The organism is Saliphagus infecundisoli, from assembly GCF_020177375.1.
GTDB lineage: Archaea > Halobacteriota > Halobacteria > Halobacteriales > Natrialbaceae > Saliphagus > Saliphagus infecundisoli.
The window spans coordinates 1-16,443 of the sequence record NZ_JAIWHV010000012.1 but is presented as its reverse complement, the minus strand read 5'-3'; the positions used below and the strand labels follow the sequence as shown (position 1 = coordinate 16,443).

The 16,443-nt window shown below is 66.9% G+C and carries 19 protein-coding genes and 1 pseudogene; 15 read left to right on the top strand and 5 right to left on the bottom strand.

What is annotated here, in order from left to right; translation table 11 throughout:
• From LCF40_RS13960 to LCF40_RS13925, 8 genes are all read left to right on the top strand, one after another.
• Positions 1–513, top strand: coding sequence for a CinA family protein (locus LCF40_RS13960; protein ID WP_114577796.1), 513 nt, complete (start codon positions 1–3; stop codon positions 511–513).
• Between the two features lie 39 nt (positions 514–552).
• Positions 553–1,167: a GNAT family N-acetyltransferase gene (locus LCF40_RS13955; protein ID WP_114577795.1), complete on the top strand. Its 615-nt coding sequence runs from the start codon at positions 553–555 to the stop codon at positions 1,165–1,167.
• Entirely contained in the window at positions 1,164–1,670 is a 507-nt protein-coding gene (locus LCF40_RS13950) for a metal-dependent hydrolase (protein WP_224828894.1), read from the top strand. Before LCF40_RS13955 ends, LCF40_RS13950 begins: the two co-directional genes overlap by 4 nt.
• Positions 1,671–1,712: 42 nt before the next feature.
• Positions 1,713–2,003, top strand: a complete 291-nt coding sequence (locus LCF40_RS13945) for a DUF5789 family protein (RefSeq protein WP_114577793.1) — start codon at positions 1,713–1,715, stop codon at positions 2,001–2,003.
• Between the two features lie 7 nt (positions 2,004–2,010).
• Positions 2,011–2,706 (top strand): CPBP family glutamic-type intramembrane protease, encoded by a 696-nt coding sequence (locus tag LCF40_RS13940; RefSeq protein WP_224828893.1) that lies wholly within the window; start codon positions 2,011–2,013, stop codon positions 2,704–2,706.
• Positions 2,707–2,877: 171 nt separating this feature from the next.
• On the top strand, positions 2,878–3,213 hold the full coding sequence (locus tag LCF40_RS13935) for a DUF7344 domain-containing protein (protein ID WP_224828892.1): 336 nt from the start codon (positions 2,878–2,880) through the stop codon (positions 3,211–3,213).
• 62 nt (positions 3,214–3,275) lie between these two features.
• Positions 3,276–3,767, top strand: coding sequence for an Lrp/AsnC family transcriptional regulator (locus LCF40_RS13930; RefSeq protein WP_114577791.1), 492 nt, complete (start codon positions 3,276–3,278; stop codon positions 3,765–3,767).
• A gap of 107 nt (positions 3,768–3,874) precedes the next feature.
• Positions 3,875–4,144 carry a HalOD1 output domain-containing protein gene (locus tag LCF40_RS13925; RefSeq protein ID WP_224828891.1) on the top strand — a complete coding sequence of 90 codons (270 nt, stop codon included), beginning with the start codon at positions 3,875–3,877 and terminating at the stop codon, positions 4,142–4,144.
• A 20-nt stretch (positions 4,145–4,164) separates the two neighbouring features.
• Here the strand turns inward: LCF40_RS13925 and hutI are convergent, their stop codons facing one another.
• From hutI to hutU, 3 genes are read right to left on the bottom strand one after another with little or no spacing between them, the layout of a single operon-like run.
• On the bottom strand, positions 4,165–5,430 hold the full coding sequence (gene hutI / locus LCF40_RS13920) for an imidazolonepropionase (protein WP_224828890.1): 1,266 nt from the start codon (positions 5,428–5,430) through the stop codon (positions 4,165–4,167).
• Positions 5,427–6,377 (bottom strand): formimidoylglutamase, encoded by a 951-nt coding sequence (hutG, locus tag LCF40_RS13915; RefSeq protein ID WP_224828889.1) that lies wholly within the window; start codon positions 6,375–6,377, stop codon positions 5,427–5,429. The genes hutI and hutG overlap by 4 nt, the downstream gene beginning before the upstream one ends.
• Positions 6,374–8,137, bottom strand: coding sequence for a urocanate hydratase (gene hutU / locus LCF40_RS13910; protein ID WP_224828888.1), 1,764 nt, complete (start codon positions 8,135–8,137; stop codon positions 6,374–6,376). Before hutU ends, hutG begins: the two co-directional genes overlap by 4 nt.
• Before the next feature lie 85 nt (positions 8,138–8,222).
• Between hutU and LCF40_RS13905 the strand changes: the two genes are divergently transcribed.
• Positions 8,223–8,867, top strand: a complete 645-nt coding sequence (locus LCF40_RS13905) for a helix-turn-helix domain-containing protein (RefSeq protein ID WP_114577786.1) — start codon at positions 8,223–8,225, stop codon at positions 8,865–8,867.
• 37 nt (positions 8,868–8,904) lie between these two features.
• Here LCF40_RS13905 and LCF40_RS13900 read toward each other — a convergent pair whose 3' ends face one another.
• Entirely contained in the window at positions 8,905–10,368 is a 1,464-nt protein-coding gene (locus tag LCF40_RS13900) for a YjiH family protein (protein ID WP_224828887.1), read from the bottom strand.
• Positions 10,369–10,613: 245 nt separating this feature from the next.
• On the opposite strand from LCF40_RS13900, the gene LCF40_RS13895 reads away from it, so the two are divergent.
• Positions 10,614–11,885 (top strand): RNA-guided endonuclease InsQ/TnpB family protein, encoded by a 1,272-nt coding sequence (locus tag LCF40_RS13895; RefSeq protein WP_224828886.1) that lies wholly within the window; start codon positions 10,614–10,616, stop codon positions 11,883–11,885.
• A 47-nt stretch (positions 11,886–11,932) separates the two neighbouring features.
• Here LCF40_RS13895 and nreA read toward each other — a convergent pair whose 3' ends face one another.
• The gene (nreA, locus tag LCF40_RS13890; protein ID WP_224828885.1) at positions 11,933–13,231 is read right to left on the bottom strand and encodes a DNA repair protein NreA; all 1,299 of its coding nucleotides are present in this window, start codon (positions 13,229–13,231) and stop codon (positions 11,933–11,935) included.
• Between the two features lie 94 nt (positions 13,232–13,325).
• On the opposite strand from nreA, the gene LCF40_RS13885 reads away from it, so the two are divergent.
• The 5 genes and pseudogenes from LCF40_RS13885 to LCF40_RS13865 all read left to right on the top strand — a co-directional run.
• A complete protein-coding gene (locus LCF40_RS13885; protein ID WP_224828884.1) occupies positions 13,326–13,664 on the top strand; it encodes an ArsR/SmtB family transcription factor in 339 nt (112 codons plus the stop codon).
• Positions 13,661–13,966, top strand: a complete 306-nt coding sequence (locus tag LCF40_RS13880) for a DUF7521 family protein (RefSeq protein ID WP_114577784.1) — start codon at positions 13,661–13,663, stop codon at positions 13,964–13,966. The genes LCF40_RS13885 and LCF40_RS13880 overlap by 4 nt, the downstream gene beginning before the upstream one ends.
• Before the next feature lie 63 nt (positions 13,967–14,029).
• On the top strand, positions 14,030–14,419 hold the full coding sequence (locus LCF40_RS13875; protein ID WP_224828883.1) for a hypothetical protein: 390 nt from the start codon (positions 14,030–14,032) through the stop codon (positions 14,417–14,419).
• Positions 14,420–14,700: 281 nt separating this feature from the next.
• Positions 14,701–15,789: a LolA family protein gene (locus LCF40_RS13870; protein WP_224828882.1), complete on the top strand. Its 1,089-nt coding sequence runs from the start codon at positions 14,701–14,703 to the stop codon at positions 15,787–15,789.
• A 241-nt stretch (positions 15,790–16,030) separates the two neighbouring features.
• Positions 16,031–16,318 (top strand): annotated as a pseudogene (locus tag LCF40_RS13865) (helix-turn-helix domain-containing protein); the annotation flags it as partial.
• Between the last annotated feature and the right edge of the window lie 125 nt (positions 16,319–16,443).

Here is a 16,443-nt window from a genome sequence, read left to right as displayed (position 1 = left end):
ATGAACGACGACATCGACCGCGAGCTCCCGATGGCGGTCGCCGACGCGCTCCGCGACCGAGAGGAGACGGTCGCGGTCGCCGAATCGTGTACGGGCGGGCTGATCGGCGCGGCCCTGACGGCGATCCCGGGCGCGACCGACTACTTCGATACGGGGCTTACGACCTACGCCTACGATTCCAAGCGCCGCCACCTCGGGGTGAGCCGCGAGCACCTGGACGAACACGGCGCGGTCTCCGAACCCGTCGCCCGCGAGATGGCCCGCGGGGTCCGGGACACGACCGACGTCACCTGGGGGGTCGCGACGACGGGGGTCGCGGGCCCGACCGGCGGCAGTGAGGAGACCCCCGTCGGCACCGTCTTCGTCGCGGTCGCCTACGCGGGCCCGTGGGGCAGCGAGAGTTCCTACGCGACAGTCGAGCGCATCGAGTTCGACGGCGACCGGGCGGAGGTGCGCGCGAAGACCGTCGACCGGGCGCTCGAACTCCTCCTGGCGGAGGTCGACGCGCGGTAACGACGGAGGACTTTTGGGGGTCGCCTGCCGCCTCCCCGCATGAACAGCGAGGGCGGGGGGCGGATCCGGGCCGCCACACCGGGGGACGCGGCGGCGATCGCGGCGATCTACGCACCGTTCGTCGAGGAGACGCCGATCTCCTTCGAGGAGCGTGCGCCGGGCGAGGAGGAGATCGTCGACCGGATCAAATCCACCCTCGTTGCCTACCCGTGGCTGGTCTGTGAACGCGGCGGCGAGGTCGTCGGCTACGCGAAGGCGGGACCGCTGCGGTCGATGGACGCCTACCGCTGGACCGTCGAACTCACGGTGTACGTCGCGGGCGAGGCACGCCGGTCGGGGGTCGCGACCGGGCTCTACACCGCCCTCCTGGAGCTACTCGACCGGCAGGGGTATCGGAGCGCCTACGCCGCGCTCGTGGTTCCAAACCCCGAGAGCGTCGCCTTTCACGAGCGGATGGGGTTCGAGCCCGTCGGGACGTTCCCGCGGGTGGGCTACACGCAGGGCGCCTGGCGGGACGTCCGGTGGCTCTATCGCCCGATCGGGGAGCCGGAGGGCGACTCGAAACCCGACGAACCGCTCCCCTTCCCCGACGTCCGGCGGGGGCCGGGCTGGGGAGAGGCGTTGGCCACGGGCGAGGCGGCACTCGAGCCATGAACAAGCGCGGCCACGTCCTGAACGCGGCCCTGCTCTCGGTCGGCCTCGGATTCCTCGTCGAGCCCGCCGGCTCGGTCGAGACCTACGTGACGGTCCTCGAGGTCGGGGTCCCGGTCGTCCTCGGCGCGCTCTTTCCCGACGTCGACACCGCCTTCGGCCGTCATCGCAAGACCCTCCACAACCTGCCGGTGCTCGTCGGCTTTCTCGCCTTTCCCGTCGTCTTCGGCAACCTCGAGTTCGTCTGGATCGGGATCTTCACCCACTACGTGCTCGATGCCGCGGGAAGCAAACGCGGTATCGCCCTCTTCTACCCGCTCTGGGACCGGGAGTTCGGCCTTCCGATAGGTGTCTCGGTCGGAACCAGGGGAGCGGGAGTCGTGACCGTTGTCGTGACGGCCCTCGAGCTCGCCGTCGCCGCCGTCGTCCTCCACTGGCCACCCGAGCGGGCGATCGAACTGGGCGAGGCGGCGATCCGAGCCGCGGTGGGGGCTGCCGCCGGGTAGGGAAACGAAAGGTTGAATCGACGGCCCGGCCAACGCCCGGCCATGAGCGACGAGGAAGACGAGGAGACCGAGCCGACCGTCGAACTCGGCGAGGGGCCGGCCGTCGAGGGCGCCCCGCTTGCCCGAGTGACCTCCCGGCTGACCTGGCCCAAGGAGGCGAGCGAGGTCGACCGGCTCGAGGGCGAAAGCGTCATCCGAACCCCCGACGGTCCCCGCGAGCTCTCGACGGTGATTCGCGAGATCGACGAGACCTACTTCGAGCGCAGCCAGGAGTTCGAGGGCTACGTCCGGGAGGTCGTCGGGACCGGCCCCGTCGAGACCACAGAGGAGTAGCGACGCCGTGGCGACCGACGAGACCGCCGCCGGATCGGGTCTCCGGGACCGCCTCGCCGGACTGACGTGGGTCCAGCGGTCGCTGCTCGTCGGCGCGGCCTGTACCGTCGTCTGGATGAACGTCGTCGAATCGGGGCTGACCAACCGCCTGCTCTACGACGGCCTCCTCCTGTTCGGCGGGCCGCTGGCGCTCGCGCTCACCCACGGAAAGCGGATCGGCTGGCGGATCGACCGCCTGGCGGTCCGGAACGCCCTCTTGCTCTCGCTTTTCGTCCTCCCCTTTTACCTCGTGGGCTCGACGCTGCCGACCATCCGGACCTACTACCCGATCTGGGAGACCTCGACGGCTCCCGTCGAGTTCGTCCCCCACGCGCTCGGCCTGTTCTTTCTCGCGCTGGCCTCGGAAACGTACTATCGAGGGTTGCTCTGTGTCGGAATCAGGGAGATCGGGTTCGTCGCGGTGTTCATCAGCCCCGTCCTCTACATGTTCCACCACTGGGAGAAGCCGCTGCTCGAGTTCTTGCTTTCGGGGCCGACGGACGTCCTCTTCGGCGCCGTCGACTACCGCTCGAACTCGATTCTCCCCTCCGTGATCGCCCACGGGGCCGGCCTCGTCCTGCTCGACTGGCTCGTCCTCCACGACCCGCTGTTCGATCCCGCTCCGATCCTCCGACACCTCGACTGGCTCCCGGTTCCGTTGTGATGGGGTCCGCGGTATCGATGCCGGAACCCCCGCCGGGTCGTGGTCCCGTCGGACGGCCCGTTCGGGGGAGGACGAGCGCGAGGGTCGAGGGGACGTTCGCCGCGCCGTACAGCGTTCGGGAATTACCGACCACAATCAATATGTAGCCCCGTGATGTACCCGGGTAGGCACATGTCTGACGATGGTTACAGCGGCCGACTGGAGAAACGAACGGTCGGCCAGCGGTCGCGCCACGATCGCCTCTTCGAACTCCTCTCGGAGCACCGCCGACGCGTCCTCCTCCGATACGTAGAGGACCGACCGGTCGTCACCGTCGGGGAACTGGCCGCCATCGTCAGCGAGGAGACGGGCACGGCCACGTCGGAGGCCGCGATCTCGATTCGCCACGCCGACCTCCCGGCGCTTGCCGACGCCGGGCTCATCGAGTACGACTCCCGGTCGTCGACCGTCCGCTACGACGGCGACGACCTCGTCTCGGACCTCCTCGAGGTGGCGACTCGAGCGTAGACGGGTTCGAGAGCAGGACGTGCCACAACACCCTTACGGGCGGGACTGTCACCTTTCGAGAGATGTCCGAGTCGGAACTCGACGAGACCGACAGGGCGATCCTCCGCCTGCTGGCCGAGGACGCCAGACACACCACGCCGGTCGATATCGCGCGCCGGCTCCCGGTCTCCGACGGCACCGTCCGCAACCGGATCGAGCGCATGGAGGAGGCGGGCGTCATCCGGGAGTATCTGCCGGTGATCGACCACGAGTCGGCCGGCTACCCCCTGACCGTCGTCTTCACCTGTGACGCGCCGATCGCCGACCGCGGGTCGCTCGCCGGCGACGCCCTCGAGGCGGACGGCGTCGTCTCCGTCCGGGAGTTCGCGACCGGCGGCGGCGACGTCGAGGTGACCGCGGTCGCCGAGGGCGTCGCCGACATCACGGAGACGGCTCGCCGTCTCCACGAGGTGGGCCTCGAGGTCCGGAACGAGCGGCTCCTCCGGCAGGAACGCCGAAGGCCCCGTGGCACCCTCGAGGGAGACCGGGCCGATCCGGACGAGGAGCGGCCGTAGCTTGATTCTCCCTCCACGGTGAGAAAATTACAACGACTGCGCCGTCGAACCGGATTCGTTTGTCCCGACCGGAGCGTTTTTACAGAATAACGAAATACACCGCAGCCATGGAGATCGGAGACGCCGTCAGCCGGACGGTCGCCGACGACGAGACGCCGACCGGGGTCGTCGTCACCGCGGTTGCATGTGTCACTGGCTCCACCGTCGGGGAGGTCTCGCCGCTCCACCACAGCGTCGATCCCGATTCCCTCGACGAACTGTTCGACCCGACCCGCCGGGGTCGGCGCCGCGGGCGTGTCGAGTTCGAACACGACGGCTGTGAGGTCTCCGTGCGCTACGACGGCGATGTGACGGTCGCCGTCGCCCCCTGCGAGTAGGGCGAGCGGGCGCCGCCACGTCATCCGCCACCGACAACGAGTTTCCCGCCCTTCAGGACCCGATCGACGGCGTTGCCGTCGTAGTCGTAGGCGAGGTGGCGGTAGGAAGGCGCCCCGAGGACCACCAGGTCGGCGGGCGCGCCCGGCTCGATGATTCCCCGCTCCGGACGGTCGATCGCTCCTGCAGCCCGCGACGTGATCCCGACCACCGCCTCCGCGGGCGTCATCCCCATCCCAACACAGGCGAGGGTGGCCGAAAAGCCCATGCTCCGGGCGTAACAGTTCGGGTTGAAGTCCGTCCCGACGGCGGGGACCGTCCCCCGGCGGCGGTAGGGTTCGAGGTCGGGATATTCGCCCCCGAGTCCGAAGGCGGTCCCCGGAAGGACGACCGGGGTCACGCCCGCCGAGAGCAACCGCTCGACGTCGCTGCTCTCGGACTGGAGCAGGTGATCGGCGCTCGCGGCCCCGAGATCCGCAGCGAGGTCCGTCCCGCCGATGGTCGCGAACTCGTCGGCGTGGATCTTCGGCGTCAGCCCGTGATCGATCCCGGCCTCGAGGACGCGTCGGGACTGTTCGACCGAGAAGGCGCCCTCCTCGCAGAAGACGTCACAGAACTCGGCGATCCCCTGCTTCTCGACGGCGGGAAGCTGGTCCTCGACGACCCGCTCGACGTAGGCGTCTGCCTCGCTTCCCTCGGGAACCGCGTGGGCGCCCATGAACGTCGGGACGACGTCCACGGGGTGGCCGGCGCCCGCCCGCTCGATCGCCGACAAGAGCTCGAGTTCGGTCTCGCTTTCGAGCCCGTACCCCGATTTGACCTCCACCGTGGTCGTCCCGTGGGCGAGCATGACGTCCAGGTGCTCCCGGAGGGAGGCGACGAGGTCGTCCTCCTCGGCCTCCCGAACCGCCCGGACGGTCCGGAGGATGCCGCCGCCCTCCGCGAGGATCTCCTGATAGCTCTTCCCGCGGAGTTTGGCCTCGAACTCGTCGGAGCGGTCGCCGGCGAAGACCGCGTGGGTGTGGGGATCGACGAATCCCGGCAGGACGGGGTTCCCCTCGGCGTAGATCGCCGTCGCCGCGTTCTCCGGGGGGTACTCCCGGACGAGTTCGTCGGACGGACCCGTCGCGACCACCTTGCCGCCGCTGGCGACGACCGCCGCGCCCTCCTCGCGGACGAGGACGGGCTCGTCGGGCGGCTCCGGACCTCTTTCTCCCCCGCGGTCGGCCGGTCCGGTCACCAGTTCGCCGATCCCGTGGACGATCGTATAGTTCGCGTTCGTGCTCATCGTTCGACCTCCAGGTAGCCCGCCAGTCCGTGGGCGACGGCCCGTGCGGCAGCGTCTACGGTCCGACCGCCCCGGTCGAGCGGCGGCGCACACTCGACGATCTCGAACCCCGCGAGCCGGTCGTCGCTTGCCATCAGCCGCACCGCCCGATATAGTTCTCGGGTCGAAAGCCCCCCAGGGGTCGGGGCACTCACGCCCGGCGCGGCCGACTCGTCGAGCACGTCGAGATCCACGCTGACGTACAGGGCGTCGAGATCGCCCATCGCGTCCATCGCGAGTTCGGCCGCGACAACTGGATCCTCGCCGACCTCCTCGGCGGTCACCACCTCGCCGCCCCGCTCGTCCACGTAGTCGGCGTACGCGCTCGACGTCTCGAAGTGTCTGGCGCCGATGCAGGCGTAGGCGTCGAGTCCGGCCTCGAACAGTTGTCGATACGGGGTCCCGCTTGTCGGGCCGTCCCGGACCTCCCTGACGTCGAGGTGGGCGTCGAAGTTCACGACGCCGAGGCTGCCTCGATCCAGTAACGGAGCGGCGTTCGGATACGTCAGAGAGTTGTCTCCTCCCAGGAACACGGGGAGCGCGTCGGAGGCGTGGATCTCCCGTGTGGCGAACCGCTGGAGGTGGTCTTGCTTCTCGGCGACGGTCTCCGGGAGGGGGTCGCCGGCGTCACCCGCGAAGCCGAGATCTCCGAGGTCGCCGATCGACCCGACGGGGTCGGCGTCGAAGTGATGGGTCTTCGTCGCCGCCAGCCGTTCGCGGATCGCCGTCGGTCCCTCCGCGGCTCCCGTCCGGCCGATGACGGCGTCGTCGAACGGTTCGCCGACGATGACGGCGTCGTAGTCGTCGGCGTCGGCGAATTCAATGGATTCGACGACGTCCCCGAACTGACGGTCGTTCGGATCCGACGAGGGAGCCGTCCATTCGAAGGCGGGTTCCCGGTAGCTCATCTCGATCCCCGTTCTTCCATCGGGATCGCAACGTCCGATTCCGCCGCCTCCTCGATGGCTTCCTCGTAGCCGGCGTCGGCATGACGAATCACGCCCATGCCGGGGTCGGTCGTGAACACTCGTCTGGCTTTCTCGGCGGCGAGGTCGGTACCGTCGAGGACGACGTGGTTGTTCGCGTGGATCGCGTTCCCGATGCCGACGCCGCCGCCGTCGTGGACGCTCACGATGTCGGCGCCCGCCGCACAGTTCAGCAGGGCGTTCAGGATCGGCCAGTCGGCGACCGCGTCCGTCCCGTCCCGCATCGCCTCGGTCTCGCGGTTCGGACTCGCGACCGACCCCGCGTCGAGGTGGTCTCTCGTGACGACGATCGGCGCCGAAATCTCGCCGTCGGCGACGAGGTCGTTGATCCGCAGCGCGAAGCGGGCGCGCTCGGTCAGACTCTCCTCATTATCTCCCGCCTGATATCCGAGCCAGCAGACCCGCGAGGGCAGCCCCTGGAACCGGACCCGCTCGCGGGCGAGTTCGATCCAGCGCCGGAGGTGGTCCTTCCCGGGGAACAGTTCGAGGACCGCCTCGTCGGTCCGGTGGATGTCCGCGGGGTCGCCCGACAGCGCGAGCCAGCGGAAGGGGCCCTTGCCCCGGCAGAACTGCGGGCGGATGTAAGCGGGGACGAATCCCGGGAAATCGAACGCGCGGTCCATCCCGCGTTCGTCTCTGACCTGTCCCCGGATGTTGTTGCCGTACTCGAAGGCGATCGCGCCCCGTTCCTGTAGGTCGAGGATCGCCTCGACGTGGCGCTCCATCGTATCGAGGCTTTCCACGCGGTACGTCTCGGGATCGCGCTCGCGCAGTGCGTCTGCCTCCCCGACCGTGTAGCCGACCGGATAGTACCCCTCCAGAGCATCGTGGGCGCTGGTCTGGTCGGTGACGACGTCCGGAACGGCGTCCCGTTCGAGCAGCCCCTCCAGAAGATCGACGGCGTTACAGTGGACGCCGACGCTGTAGGGCTCGCCTGCTTCGGCCGCCGCCTCGGCGCGGTCGATCGCCTCCGCGACGTTACCGACCTTCTCCTCGCAGTAGCCCGTCTCGATCCGGCGATCGATCCGTGCTTCGTCCACCTCGGCGGCGATACAGACCCCCCGGTTCATCGTCACCGCGAGGGGTTGGGCGCCGCCCATCCCGCCGAGGCCGCCGGTCGCGACGATCTTTCCCTCGAGATCCGCCTCGCCGTCCTCATCCCCGTACTCCCGGCGGGCGAGTTCCGCGAGCGTCTCGTACGTTCCCTGGATGATCCCCTGGGTGCCGATGTAGGCCCACGAGCCCGCCGTCATCTGGCCGTACATGATCTTTCCCTCCGCCTCGAGCTCGTGGAAGTGCTCCCAATTGTCCCACTTTCCGACGAGATTGGAATTCGCGATCAGCACCCGCGGCGCCCGCTCGTGGGTCTCGAACCGGCCGACGGGTTTACCCGACTGCACAAGCAGGGTCTCCCGATCGCCGAGTTCGCGCAGTTCGGCGAGGATCGCGTCGTAGGCGTCCCACGACCGGGCTGCTCGGCCCGTGCCGCCGTAGACGACTAGGTCCTCCGGGCGCTCGGCGACCTCCGGATCGAGGTTGTTGTTCAGCAGGCGGAGGGCCGCCTCCTGGCGCCACCCCTCACATTCGAGGTCGGTCCCGGTGGGCGCACCCCGGTACTCCTTCCACTGCTCGCTTGGCTCTCCGCTCCCGAGGAATGTCTCCGGATCGTTCTCGGCGTCCATGCCATTGCAAACCACGCGCGGATCCAAGGCCAGTGGGGTTCCGTTCGGAGGGTTATTTATACGACGAGCGCGCCTACCGCCCCGCGTGTACGAGGCCACCTTCTCGATTCCGGACTCGAGCCCCTACACCGAGCCGACCGACGGCACGGACTGCCGTATCGACCTCTGGTGTAACGACCACGCCGACCTGCTCTCGGTCCGCGGCGAGGTCGGGGCCGTCGTCGAGCGGGTCCGGACCGACGTCGGGATCGACGGCGAGATCCGTACGGGAACCGAAGCCGTCGTCGTCACGAGCGCCTGCCTCCGCGAGCAAGAACCCACGATCGAGAGATATCTCCAGCCCCACGGCTGCCTGTTGCTTCCGCCGCTCCGGTACGCCGACGGCGCGAAACACTGCCGGGTGCTGGCGCTCGACTCCGCGAGCCTCGCCGACCTCTACGCCGCCCTCGTCGATGACGGCCTCTCGATCGACGTCCGGTCGAAACGCGAGGTCCACGCCCCCACTCCCTCCTCGCCGCTGGTATCCGTAGAGGGCGTGCTCCCCGAACTGACCGCCCGCCAGCGGGAGGTCCTCGCCCTCGCCGTCTCCCGGGGCTACTACGAACTCCCCCGGGAGACGACGACCGCCGAGCTGGCGGCGGAGCTGGGGGTCGGTCGCCGGACCGCCGAAGACCACCTCCGGCGGGCCGAGGGAAAGCTGCTTCCCGCGCTTGTCTCGTATCTGTACTGAAACGGGTCGCGTTTGGCGAGCCGTTCCGAACGATTCCCTACAGCAGGCCGGCGGCGGCCACGACGTGGGTCATGAGGGCGATGACGGGTACGAGGATGATCGTCCGCAGGACGAAGAGGACGACCAGATCCCGAAAGCGGATCGGGATATCACTGAACATGTCCATCATCATCGGGCCGACCGCCGAGAAGAAGATCAGCTGAGAGATTGAGAGCACGGCGATGAAAAAGCGGGCCATCGGCGCGGCCTCGGCGACCAGCAGCGCGGGGATGAACATCTCGGTGATCCCGATGATCGTCGCCGGCGCGACGACGTCGGCGTCGGGGATGCCCAGCAGTTCGATCACCGGCACGAGCGGCTGGGCGATGATCTCGAACATCGGCGTGAACTCGGCGATGACGACCGCGGCGAGCCCGATCGAGAGGATCGTTCCGAGGATGAGCACGGCGAGTTTGAGCCCGTCGATGAACCCCCGGACGGAGGCGCCGACGATCGTCCCGCCCTCCTCGGCCTTCGCGACCGCCTCCGAGAGCCCGAAGCGGAGGTAGTCGGCGGGCGCCCCTTCGAAGGGAGTTTCGGGGTTAGGTTCGGCGACGTACTCCTCGGGCACCCGGCTCAACGGAGGAACCCGGACGAGGACGAACCCCGTGATCGCGATACAGATCAGGTAACAGACGAAGATGATCGGAAAGAGTTCGAGCAGATCGACCGTCGCAGCGACGACGCCGACGAACCCGATCGAAACCGTCGCGAAGCAGGTGCTGATGACGTAGACGTCTCGTTTCGAGTACTCGCCGCGATCGAAGACGTTTCGGGTGACGTAGAGCCCGACGCTGTAGGAGCCGACCCAGGAGGCAACGCTGTCCAAGGCCGCCCGGCCAGGGACGTGAAACAGCGGGCGCATGATCGGCCGGGCCATCGTCCCGACGAACTCGAGGCCACCCAACTCCACGAAGAGGTTGATGAAGATCGCGCCGATGGGGATGATGACCGCGACGCTCAGGATGAGCGTCCCCCAGACGAGCACGCCGGTCTCGGGGGCGACCATCCACGCCGGCCCGACCTCGAAGAAGAGAAACGGTGCGAGGACCGCGCCGGCGACCCGGAAGAACCAGAACGCCGCCGAGGTCTCCCAATAGGGAAGCGTCAGCGTCTCCGCGAGGCCGTCGTCGATCCCGACGACCCCCCGCTTGCGGAGTTCGGCAACGGTCGTCAGGATCCCGCCCGCGACGATGAGCGCGAGCGCGTAGACCCCCGCGACCGTCGGGAACGAGTCAGTGACCCAGCTGACGACGATGTCGAACGGGACCGTGACCTGCCCCTCCCACGGGACGGGCACCAGAAAGAAGACGAAGCCGACGAGGAAGGCGGCGACGAACTTCGCGACCGGACGTCCCCGGATCTCGGTCAGCTTGATCTCCTCTATCGTCCTTGGTTCCGGCTCCTTGCCCACCCGTTCGGTCTCCTGGTCCCCCCGTTTCCAGTTCGAGGCATCGAACATACGCTGGGACGTGTGATAGCAACCACCAAGTCAGCGGTAGTGCCATACGGAGGTCGATATAAGTCGATCGACGGACCGACGCCCGGTCTTACAATTATGGCAGGGAGAAAGCCCACGGCCTTTAGCCGTGGGATGAATCCCGTACGCGAGTTCATACACCTCGACAAATGCCGGGTCGGATATTCCACTATCACTTTCACCCAGCTTAGACCACCTATAAGTGTAATCCGTAACATAGGTCACGTATGGCGAACGGGGTCGTCACTCGCACCTATCGCGCCTGCATTCGCAACCAGCAGCAGGTGTCTGATGACCTCGATTCGCTCGGGTTTGCCGCCAGCAAGCTCTGGAACGTTGGGCGGTGGACTGCTCACCGTGTCTGGGATGCTTGCGGCCAGATCCCCGGCGCTAACGCGCTTCTGTCGTACCTCAAGGGACACGAACGCTACGCGGACCTTCATTCACAGTCCAGTCAGCGAGTTCTCCAAGAACTCGCTGAAGCGTTCACCGGCTGGTTCGGCAAGCGCGAAAACGGGGACACGAAAGCAAACCCGCCCGGCTACCGCAAACGCAACGGCGAGCACCCACGCTCGACTGTCACGTTCAAGACCGCGGGGTTCAAGCACGACGCCGAGAACGGTCGCCTTCGCCTTTCGAAAGGAAAGAACCTCAAAGACGGATGGTCCGACTTCGTGCTCTGCGAGTACGACCCCATTGCCCCACCTGGAACGACCATCGAGAACGTCCAACAGGTTCGAGCCGTGTACGAACACGGCGAATGGCGATTGCATATCGTTTGCCGCGTCGAGAGTGACGTTCCTGAATCGCCCGGCGACAGAGTTGCTGGGATTGACCTCGGGATATGCAATTTTGCCGCCGTGTCGTTCGGCGATGAATCCCTGCTGTACCCTGGCGGGGCGCTCAAAGAGGACGAATACTACTTCGCCAAGAAGCGCGCAGAAACGGACGATCCTGGCTCAAGGAAAGCTCGTCGCCTCGATCGGAAGCGGACCGCCCGCCGGACGCATTTCTTGCACACACTCTCGAAACACATCATTGGAGAGTGTGTCGAGCGAGGCGTCGGAACGGTCGTCATCGGCGACCTTGGAGGTATCCGCGACGACGAGAACGGCGAGTCGCGCAACTGGGGCAAGCATGGCAACCTCGATCTTCACGGATGGGCGTTCGACCGTTTCGGGACGTTGCTCGAGTATAAGGGCAGAGATCGTGGTATTGACGTCGTCCGCAAAGACGAGCGGAGGACGTCGAAAACCTGCTCGTGTTGCGGAACGGAAGACGGCAGCCAACGCGTCGAGCGGGGGCTGTATGCCTGCGACGACTGTGGGGTGGTTGCGAACGCTGATTCGAACGGTGCAGAAAACATCCGTCAGAAAGTACTCCCGAGTCCGTCACCGGATAGGGATAACGGCTGGTTGGCACAGCCAGCGGTCCGCCTGTTCGACCGTGGCGAGGGCGTTTTTGCCCCGCGAGAACAGGTCACGGAGCGCGAACCCTAATATCCCAACGCGGTGGGAATCCCACGACGTTAATCGTGTGGAGGATGTCAATCCCGCCCGAACGCCGCGAGGTTCGACTGGACTCCCGCGGCGAGCTCGGACTTCCGACGGAGGCGGTCGGCCGACACGGGGAGGTGCTCTGCGATCGCGGAGACGGCGCCGTGGAACGTCTCGCTTTCCCCGTGTTCGCCCTCGAAGGCGTTCCGGACGCTCTCTCTGACCTGCCAGACGCCGACGGGCGCCCAGTAGTCGTCGCTGACCTCGCGGAGGACGAGACACTTCGCCTGCCGGCCGATCGACTCCAGGTGCTCGAGCACACCGAGGCGCGCCGCGTAGTACGCGCCTGCGGTCTCCTCGACGTAGCCCGTCCGGCCCTCGTAGCCCTCCGAGGCACTGGCCATCCAGACGCCCCCGGCGGGATCGGGGTTCCAGATGCTGCCCGGGGCTTTCATCTCGACGAGTTCGAACTCCCAGCTCCCCGGGGAGAGCACGACCCAGTAGCGGTTGCCCATGTACTCGTTCTCCCAGACCTGGACCGTGTCGATGCTCTGCTCGGTGCGAATCGACCCCCGGAGAAACTTCCCGACGGTGTCGTCTACGGCGGTGATCGACCACCGCGTGGGGACCAGCCGTCGCTGGGCGGCCTCGCCCAGGGCACCGGCCGAGAGGATCGAGTTGATCTCGTAGACGTCGAACCCGCGCCGATAGAGGTAGGTCATCGCGCCCTCGGCCTGCCAGTCGTCGTCCTCTAGGGTCTTCTTGACCGGCCGGGGAACGTGGGGGTTTTCGGTCAGGTCCGCCGACTCGGCGGACGCACGCGGCCCTCGCGGCGTGGCGACGTCGGTCCCCGCGTCGAGTCCGAGGTCGGGTTTGCCGTCGAGACCGATCTCGACGTCCACAGGCCGGTCGGCGATGGCGACCTCGCGCTGGACGCCGACGAACCCCTCCCACTCGTCGTGGACCGAGGGGGCGAGTCGGCTCGCGATCCCCGGCGAGTCGACGTTCGCGCGCTTGTTCGAGTTCAGCAGGCCGGTCCGGCGGCCGAGCACGTCGTCGATGCCGTATCCATCCTGGTACCAGCCGCTGTCGGTGACGTACTCCTCGGCGCGTGCTTCCTCGCCGACCGGCGAGAGCAGGCCGACCGGGATGTCGGGGTAGTTCGAACGCCCGACGAAGATCGAAGGCGAGGTCGAGCCGACGAGGGTGTCTCCCGATAGCGCCCGCTCGAACTCGCGTTCGAACCGCTCTAAGTGGTCGGTGATCTCGTAGGACTTCTCCCGGGCGAGCCGGCGGCGTTCTGCCTCCTCGTCGGGCTCTAAGTCCTCGAAATAGTCGTCGAGGCGCATTCGTCTCCGGTAGGCGATCCCGGAGTATGAATGTTGAGTTCGGGGAGCCAAACCGGATCACTTTTGCTCGTGTCGACGAGACGAAAATACATCCGTGAGTGAGGATCCGTCGGAGCTGTTCGCCCTCCTCGACGACGAGTACGCGAGAGCGATCCTCACCGAGACCAGCGACCGAGCCATGTCCGCACGCACACTGAGCGAGCGCTGTGACGCCTCCCTCCCGACGATCTACCGCCGGCTCGACCGGCTCGAGGAGTGTGGGCTGATCGGCGACCGAACCGAGATCGCACCGGACGGCAACCACTACAGCGTCTACGAGGCCCGCCTCGAGCGCCTGGAGGTCACCTTGGAGGAGGGCGCCCTCGCAGTCGAGGTCACCCGCGAGGAGGACGTCGCCGACAGGTTCACCCGGCTCTGGGAGGGGTTGCGGTGACCGACGTCGTCCGGCTCGATCAGGCGCCGCTCGTTGAACTTCTCTCGGTGGCAAGCCTCCTTCTCGTCGCGCTTCTGGGGACCGTGATCGCCGTCCAGGCCTACCGGGGCTACCGGCGCAACGACAGCCGACCGATGCTGTATCTGGCCGTCGGTCTCTGGCTGCTGACGCTCGTGCCCTTCCTCCTGAACGTCTCCCTCGCGACCACGGGCGTAGACAGGGTCGAAATCGCCCTCGCGGAGAACGTCGCCCGGCTCCTGGGGCTTCTCGCCATCACGTACTCGCTGTACGGGATCGACTGACGGGCCCGGTTCGAAGCAGTCAGGAGGGTGAACTTTTTTGTCGCCAGCTACGTTACGACGGCTATGAGCGCGATCGAGTCCGTGGCCGCCCGGGTCGCTACCCGGCGGCCGACGCGGGCCGAAGCCCTCCTGGGATGGCTTCTGCTGGTCGCGGTCCCGTACTGGATCGTTACCCTGGAGCCGATACGGCCGTGGCTGATCGCGTTCGCCGCCGCCGGAGCGTTGATCACCGTGGGAGCGGCGGCCGAACTCCGCGTCCCTGCCGGCGACCGGACCGACGGAACCATCTCCCGATGGCTCGTTGCCGTGGTCGTCCTCGCGTCGCTCGTCCTCGCCCGCCACCGTCTCCCCGCGGCTCTCACCGCGAACGTCGGGCTGGGGATCCAGCTCGCGGCCGCCGTCGGCGTCTGGTCCCGCCTCCTGCTTGCGCGGTGGCTCCCCGATGCCCGATGAGCCGGGAGCGTCGGGAAGTTGCGACCGGTTCCGGCGGCCGAACTGATAAAAGCGGCGTGGCGTTTTCTGTCCCTGAACACGCCCTCGACGATTGATACTCACCCGGAGGAAAGACCCGACTGCGGCCCGTCGGTGGACATCCCCGGACGCCCTCTCCCCCCGAACGTGCCTCTGACATCACGGTCGCCGGGAGGGGCCGCCCCGCTTCCCCGACCCACGGCCGCGTACCTGCCCGCGTGTCGATAGTAATCACTTTATCCCCGTCTGATAACACGACGACAATGGCCTCCACGCGGCTCGCTCTCGCGGCCGTCATCGTCCTCGCCGTCGTTGCCCTCGCCGGCTGTACCACGACCCTCTCGAACGATTCGAGTCCCGACGCGGACGCGTTGGTCGCGGACGCGATGGAGGGTGACGACGCCGAAGCCGTCGTCGGCGAACGGACGGTCGAGTACGCCGACGGAAACGGGAACGAAACGACCACCGAGCGGGTCTGGGAGACGGGCGACCGCTACCGTCTCGAAACCGTCAGCTCCCCCGAGGGCGAGTACGACGGGGACGTGGTCGTCGACAACGGGACGTCGATCCTCTCTTACGACGCCGATACGGACGAGGCGATCGTCCGGGATCCCTCGACGACCGCGAACGTGACCGAGGGCCTCGAGTCCACCTACGTCGGGACCGACACCGTCGCCGGCCGGGACGTCCACGTCGTCGACGTCGACGTCCGCAACGAGTCCGTCAAGCGGGGGATCGACGTCGTCGTTGGCGACACCCGCTTCGTCTATCCCGTAGCGATCGAGGAGCGCGACATCGCCTTACAGCACCAGCGCCTCTGGATCGACGAGGAGTACGGCTACGTCCTCAAACAGCGCGAGATCTACGAGGACCCCGACGGGACCGAACTCGAGGTCACGTCCACGTTCGAGGAGGTCTCCTTCGGAGAGCAGATCGACGACGACCGGTTCGAACTGCCCGACGACGCGGACGTCGTCGATCCCGACCCCCAGCAGTGGGAGTTCGCCGACCGCGCGGAGGCCGACGATCACGTCGCCTTCGACCTTCCCGACGCCGAGTTCCCCGACGACTACGAACTGCGCGCGGTGAGAGCCGACGAGTACGAGGGACGGATCACGGTCCACGAGGAGTACGCGGTCGGCTCCGACCTCCTCTGGTACAGCGTCGCCGAGGAGGGGCTGATGCCCGCCGAACCCGACCGCGAGAACGTCGGCACGGTGAACGCGACGGTCCTCGAACTCGACGGGCCGACGCTTCTCACCTGGGAGTGTGGCGGGTTGCAGGTCCAACTCAGCGGACCGTTCGACGTCGAGGGGCTGCTCGAGCTCGCGGAGGGAGTTCCCTGCGAGTGAGCCTTAATCGAGCGGAACCCCGCCCGTTCACAGTAGTTGCTGAAGTGACCAAGTGACGATTGTCGTTGTCCCCGTTGTCTCGATATGGTCGAGACAACTGAGGCAACGCAGGTGACTCGCGCAGTGTCGTCACTGCTGTTTCCTGAACTTGAGTTTGGAATCGCTGCTAACGCCACATATTTGAGCGAGGACTCCCATAATGAGTACGAAAACTTTTGTGAGTTAATGCCGTCTGTCGTTCATGGAACGCTCACGTCGAAAGGAGATCAAGCATCACCTGTCTGAAGAGGAGATCGACGAATTGCTGCGTGAGGCTGAAGACGATCACCGACTTCGGCGTCTCGGGTTCCTGAAAAACCTCTATCAGGGAGATTCGATTCCGGAGGCCGCCGACCGGGAAGGCAGGTCGGCGGCCACCGGTGATCGCTGGGCAGAAGCCTGGAATGAAGGTGGGCTCGAAGAACTGATGCCGAGTTTCGGGGGCGGCCGGCCCCCGAAACTCGACGAGGACGAACAAGAAGACCTGGTGCCTTGTTGAATCGCAAGACTGCGTCGAGGTAAGGACGCTCGTTCAGACGTTCACGGCGTTAGAGACGGGATTTCGGGATCAGAAGATGCAGTAGCGGTCGCTACTGATGCGTGTTGAAGGGTCAG

Coding starts and splice junctions, on each gene's coding strand:
- hutI (WP_224828890.1), bottom strand. CDS start 5,430: ATGAGCACGAACGCGAACTATACGATCGTCCACGGGATCGGCGAACTG.
- hutU (WP_224828888.1), bottom strand. CDS start 8,137: ATGGACGCCGAGAACGATCCGGAGACATTCCTCGGGAGCGGAGAGCCA.
- hutG (WP_224828889.1), bottom strand. CDS start 6,377: ATGAGCTACCGGGAACCCGCCTTCGAATGGACGGCTCCCTCGTCGGAT.
- nreA (WP_224828885.1), bottom strand. CDS start 13,231: ATGCGCCTCGACGACTATTTCGAGGACTTAGAGCCCGACGAGGAGGCA.
- LCF40_RS13935 (WP_224828892.1), top strand. CDS start 2,878: ATGTCTGACGATGGTTACAGCGGCCGACTGGAGAAACGAACGGTCGGC.
- LCF40_RS13960 (WP_114577796.1), top strand. CDS start 1: ATGAACGACGACATCGACCGCGAGCTCCCGATGGCGGTCGCCGACGCG.
- LCF40_RS13870 (WP_224828882.1), top strand. CDS start 14,701: ATGGCCTCCACGCGGCTCGCTCTCGCGGCCGTCATCGTCCTCGCCGTC.
- LCF40_RS13875 (WP_224828883.1), top strand. CDS start 14,030: ATGAGCGCGATCGAGTCCGTGGCCGCCCGGGTCGCTACCCGGCGGCCG.
- LCF40_RS13930 (WP_114577791.1), top strand. CDS start 3,276: ATGTCCGAGTCGGAACTCGACGAGACCGACAGGGCGATCCTCCGCCTG.
- LCF40_RS13925 (WP_224828891.1), top strand. CDS start 3,875: ATGGAGATCGGAGACGCCGTCAGCCGGACGGTCGCCGACGACGAGACG.
- LCF40_RS13950 (WP_224828894.1), top strand. CDS start 1,164: ATGAACAAGCGCGGCCACGTCCTGAACGCGGCCCTGCTCTCGGTCGGC.
- LCF40_RS13955 (WP_114577795.1), top strand. CDS start 553: ATGAACAGCGAGGGCGGGGGGCGGATCCGGGCCGCCACACCGGGGGAC.
- LCF40_RS13900 (WP_224828887.1), bottom strand. CDS start 10,368: ATGTTCGATGCCTCGAACTGGAAACGGGGGGACCAGGAGACCGAACGG.
- LCF40_RS13945 (WP_114577793.1), top strand. CDS start 1,713: ATGAGCGACGAGGAAGACGAGGAGACCGAGCCGACCGTCGAACTCGGC.
- LCF40_RS13895 (WP_224828886.1), top strand. CDS start 10,614: ATGGCGAACGGGGTCGTCACTCGCACCTATCGCGCCTGCATTCGCAAC.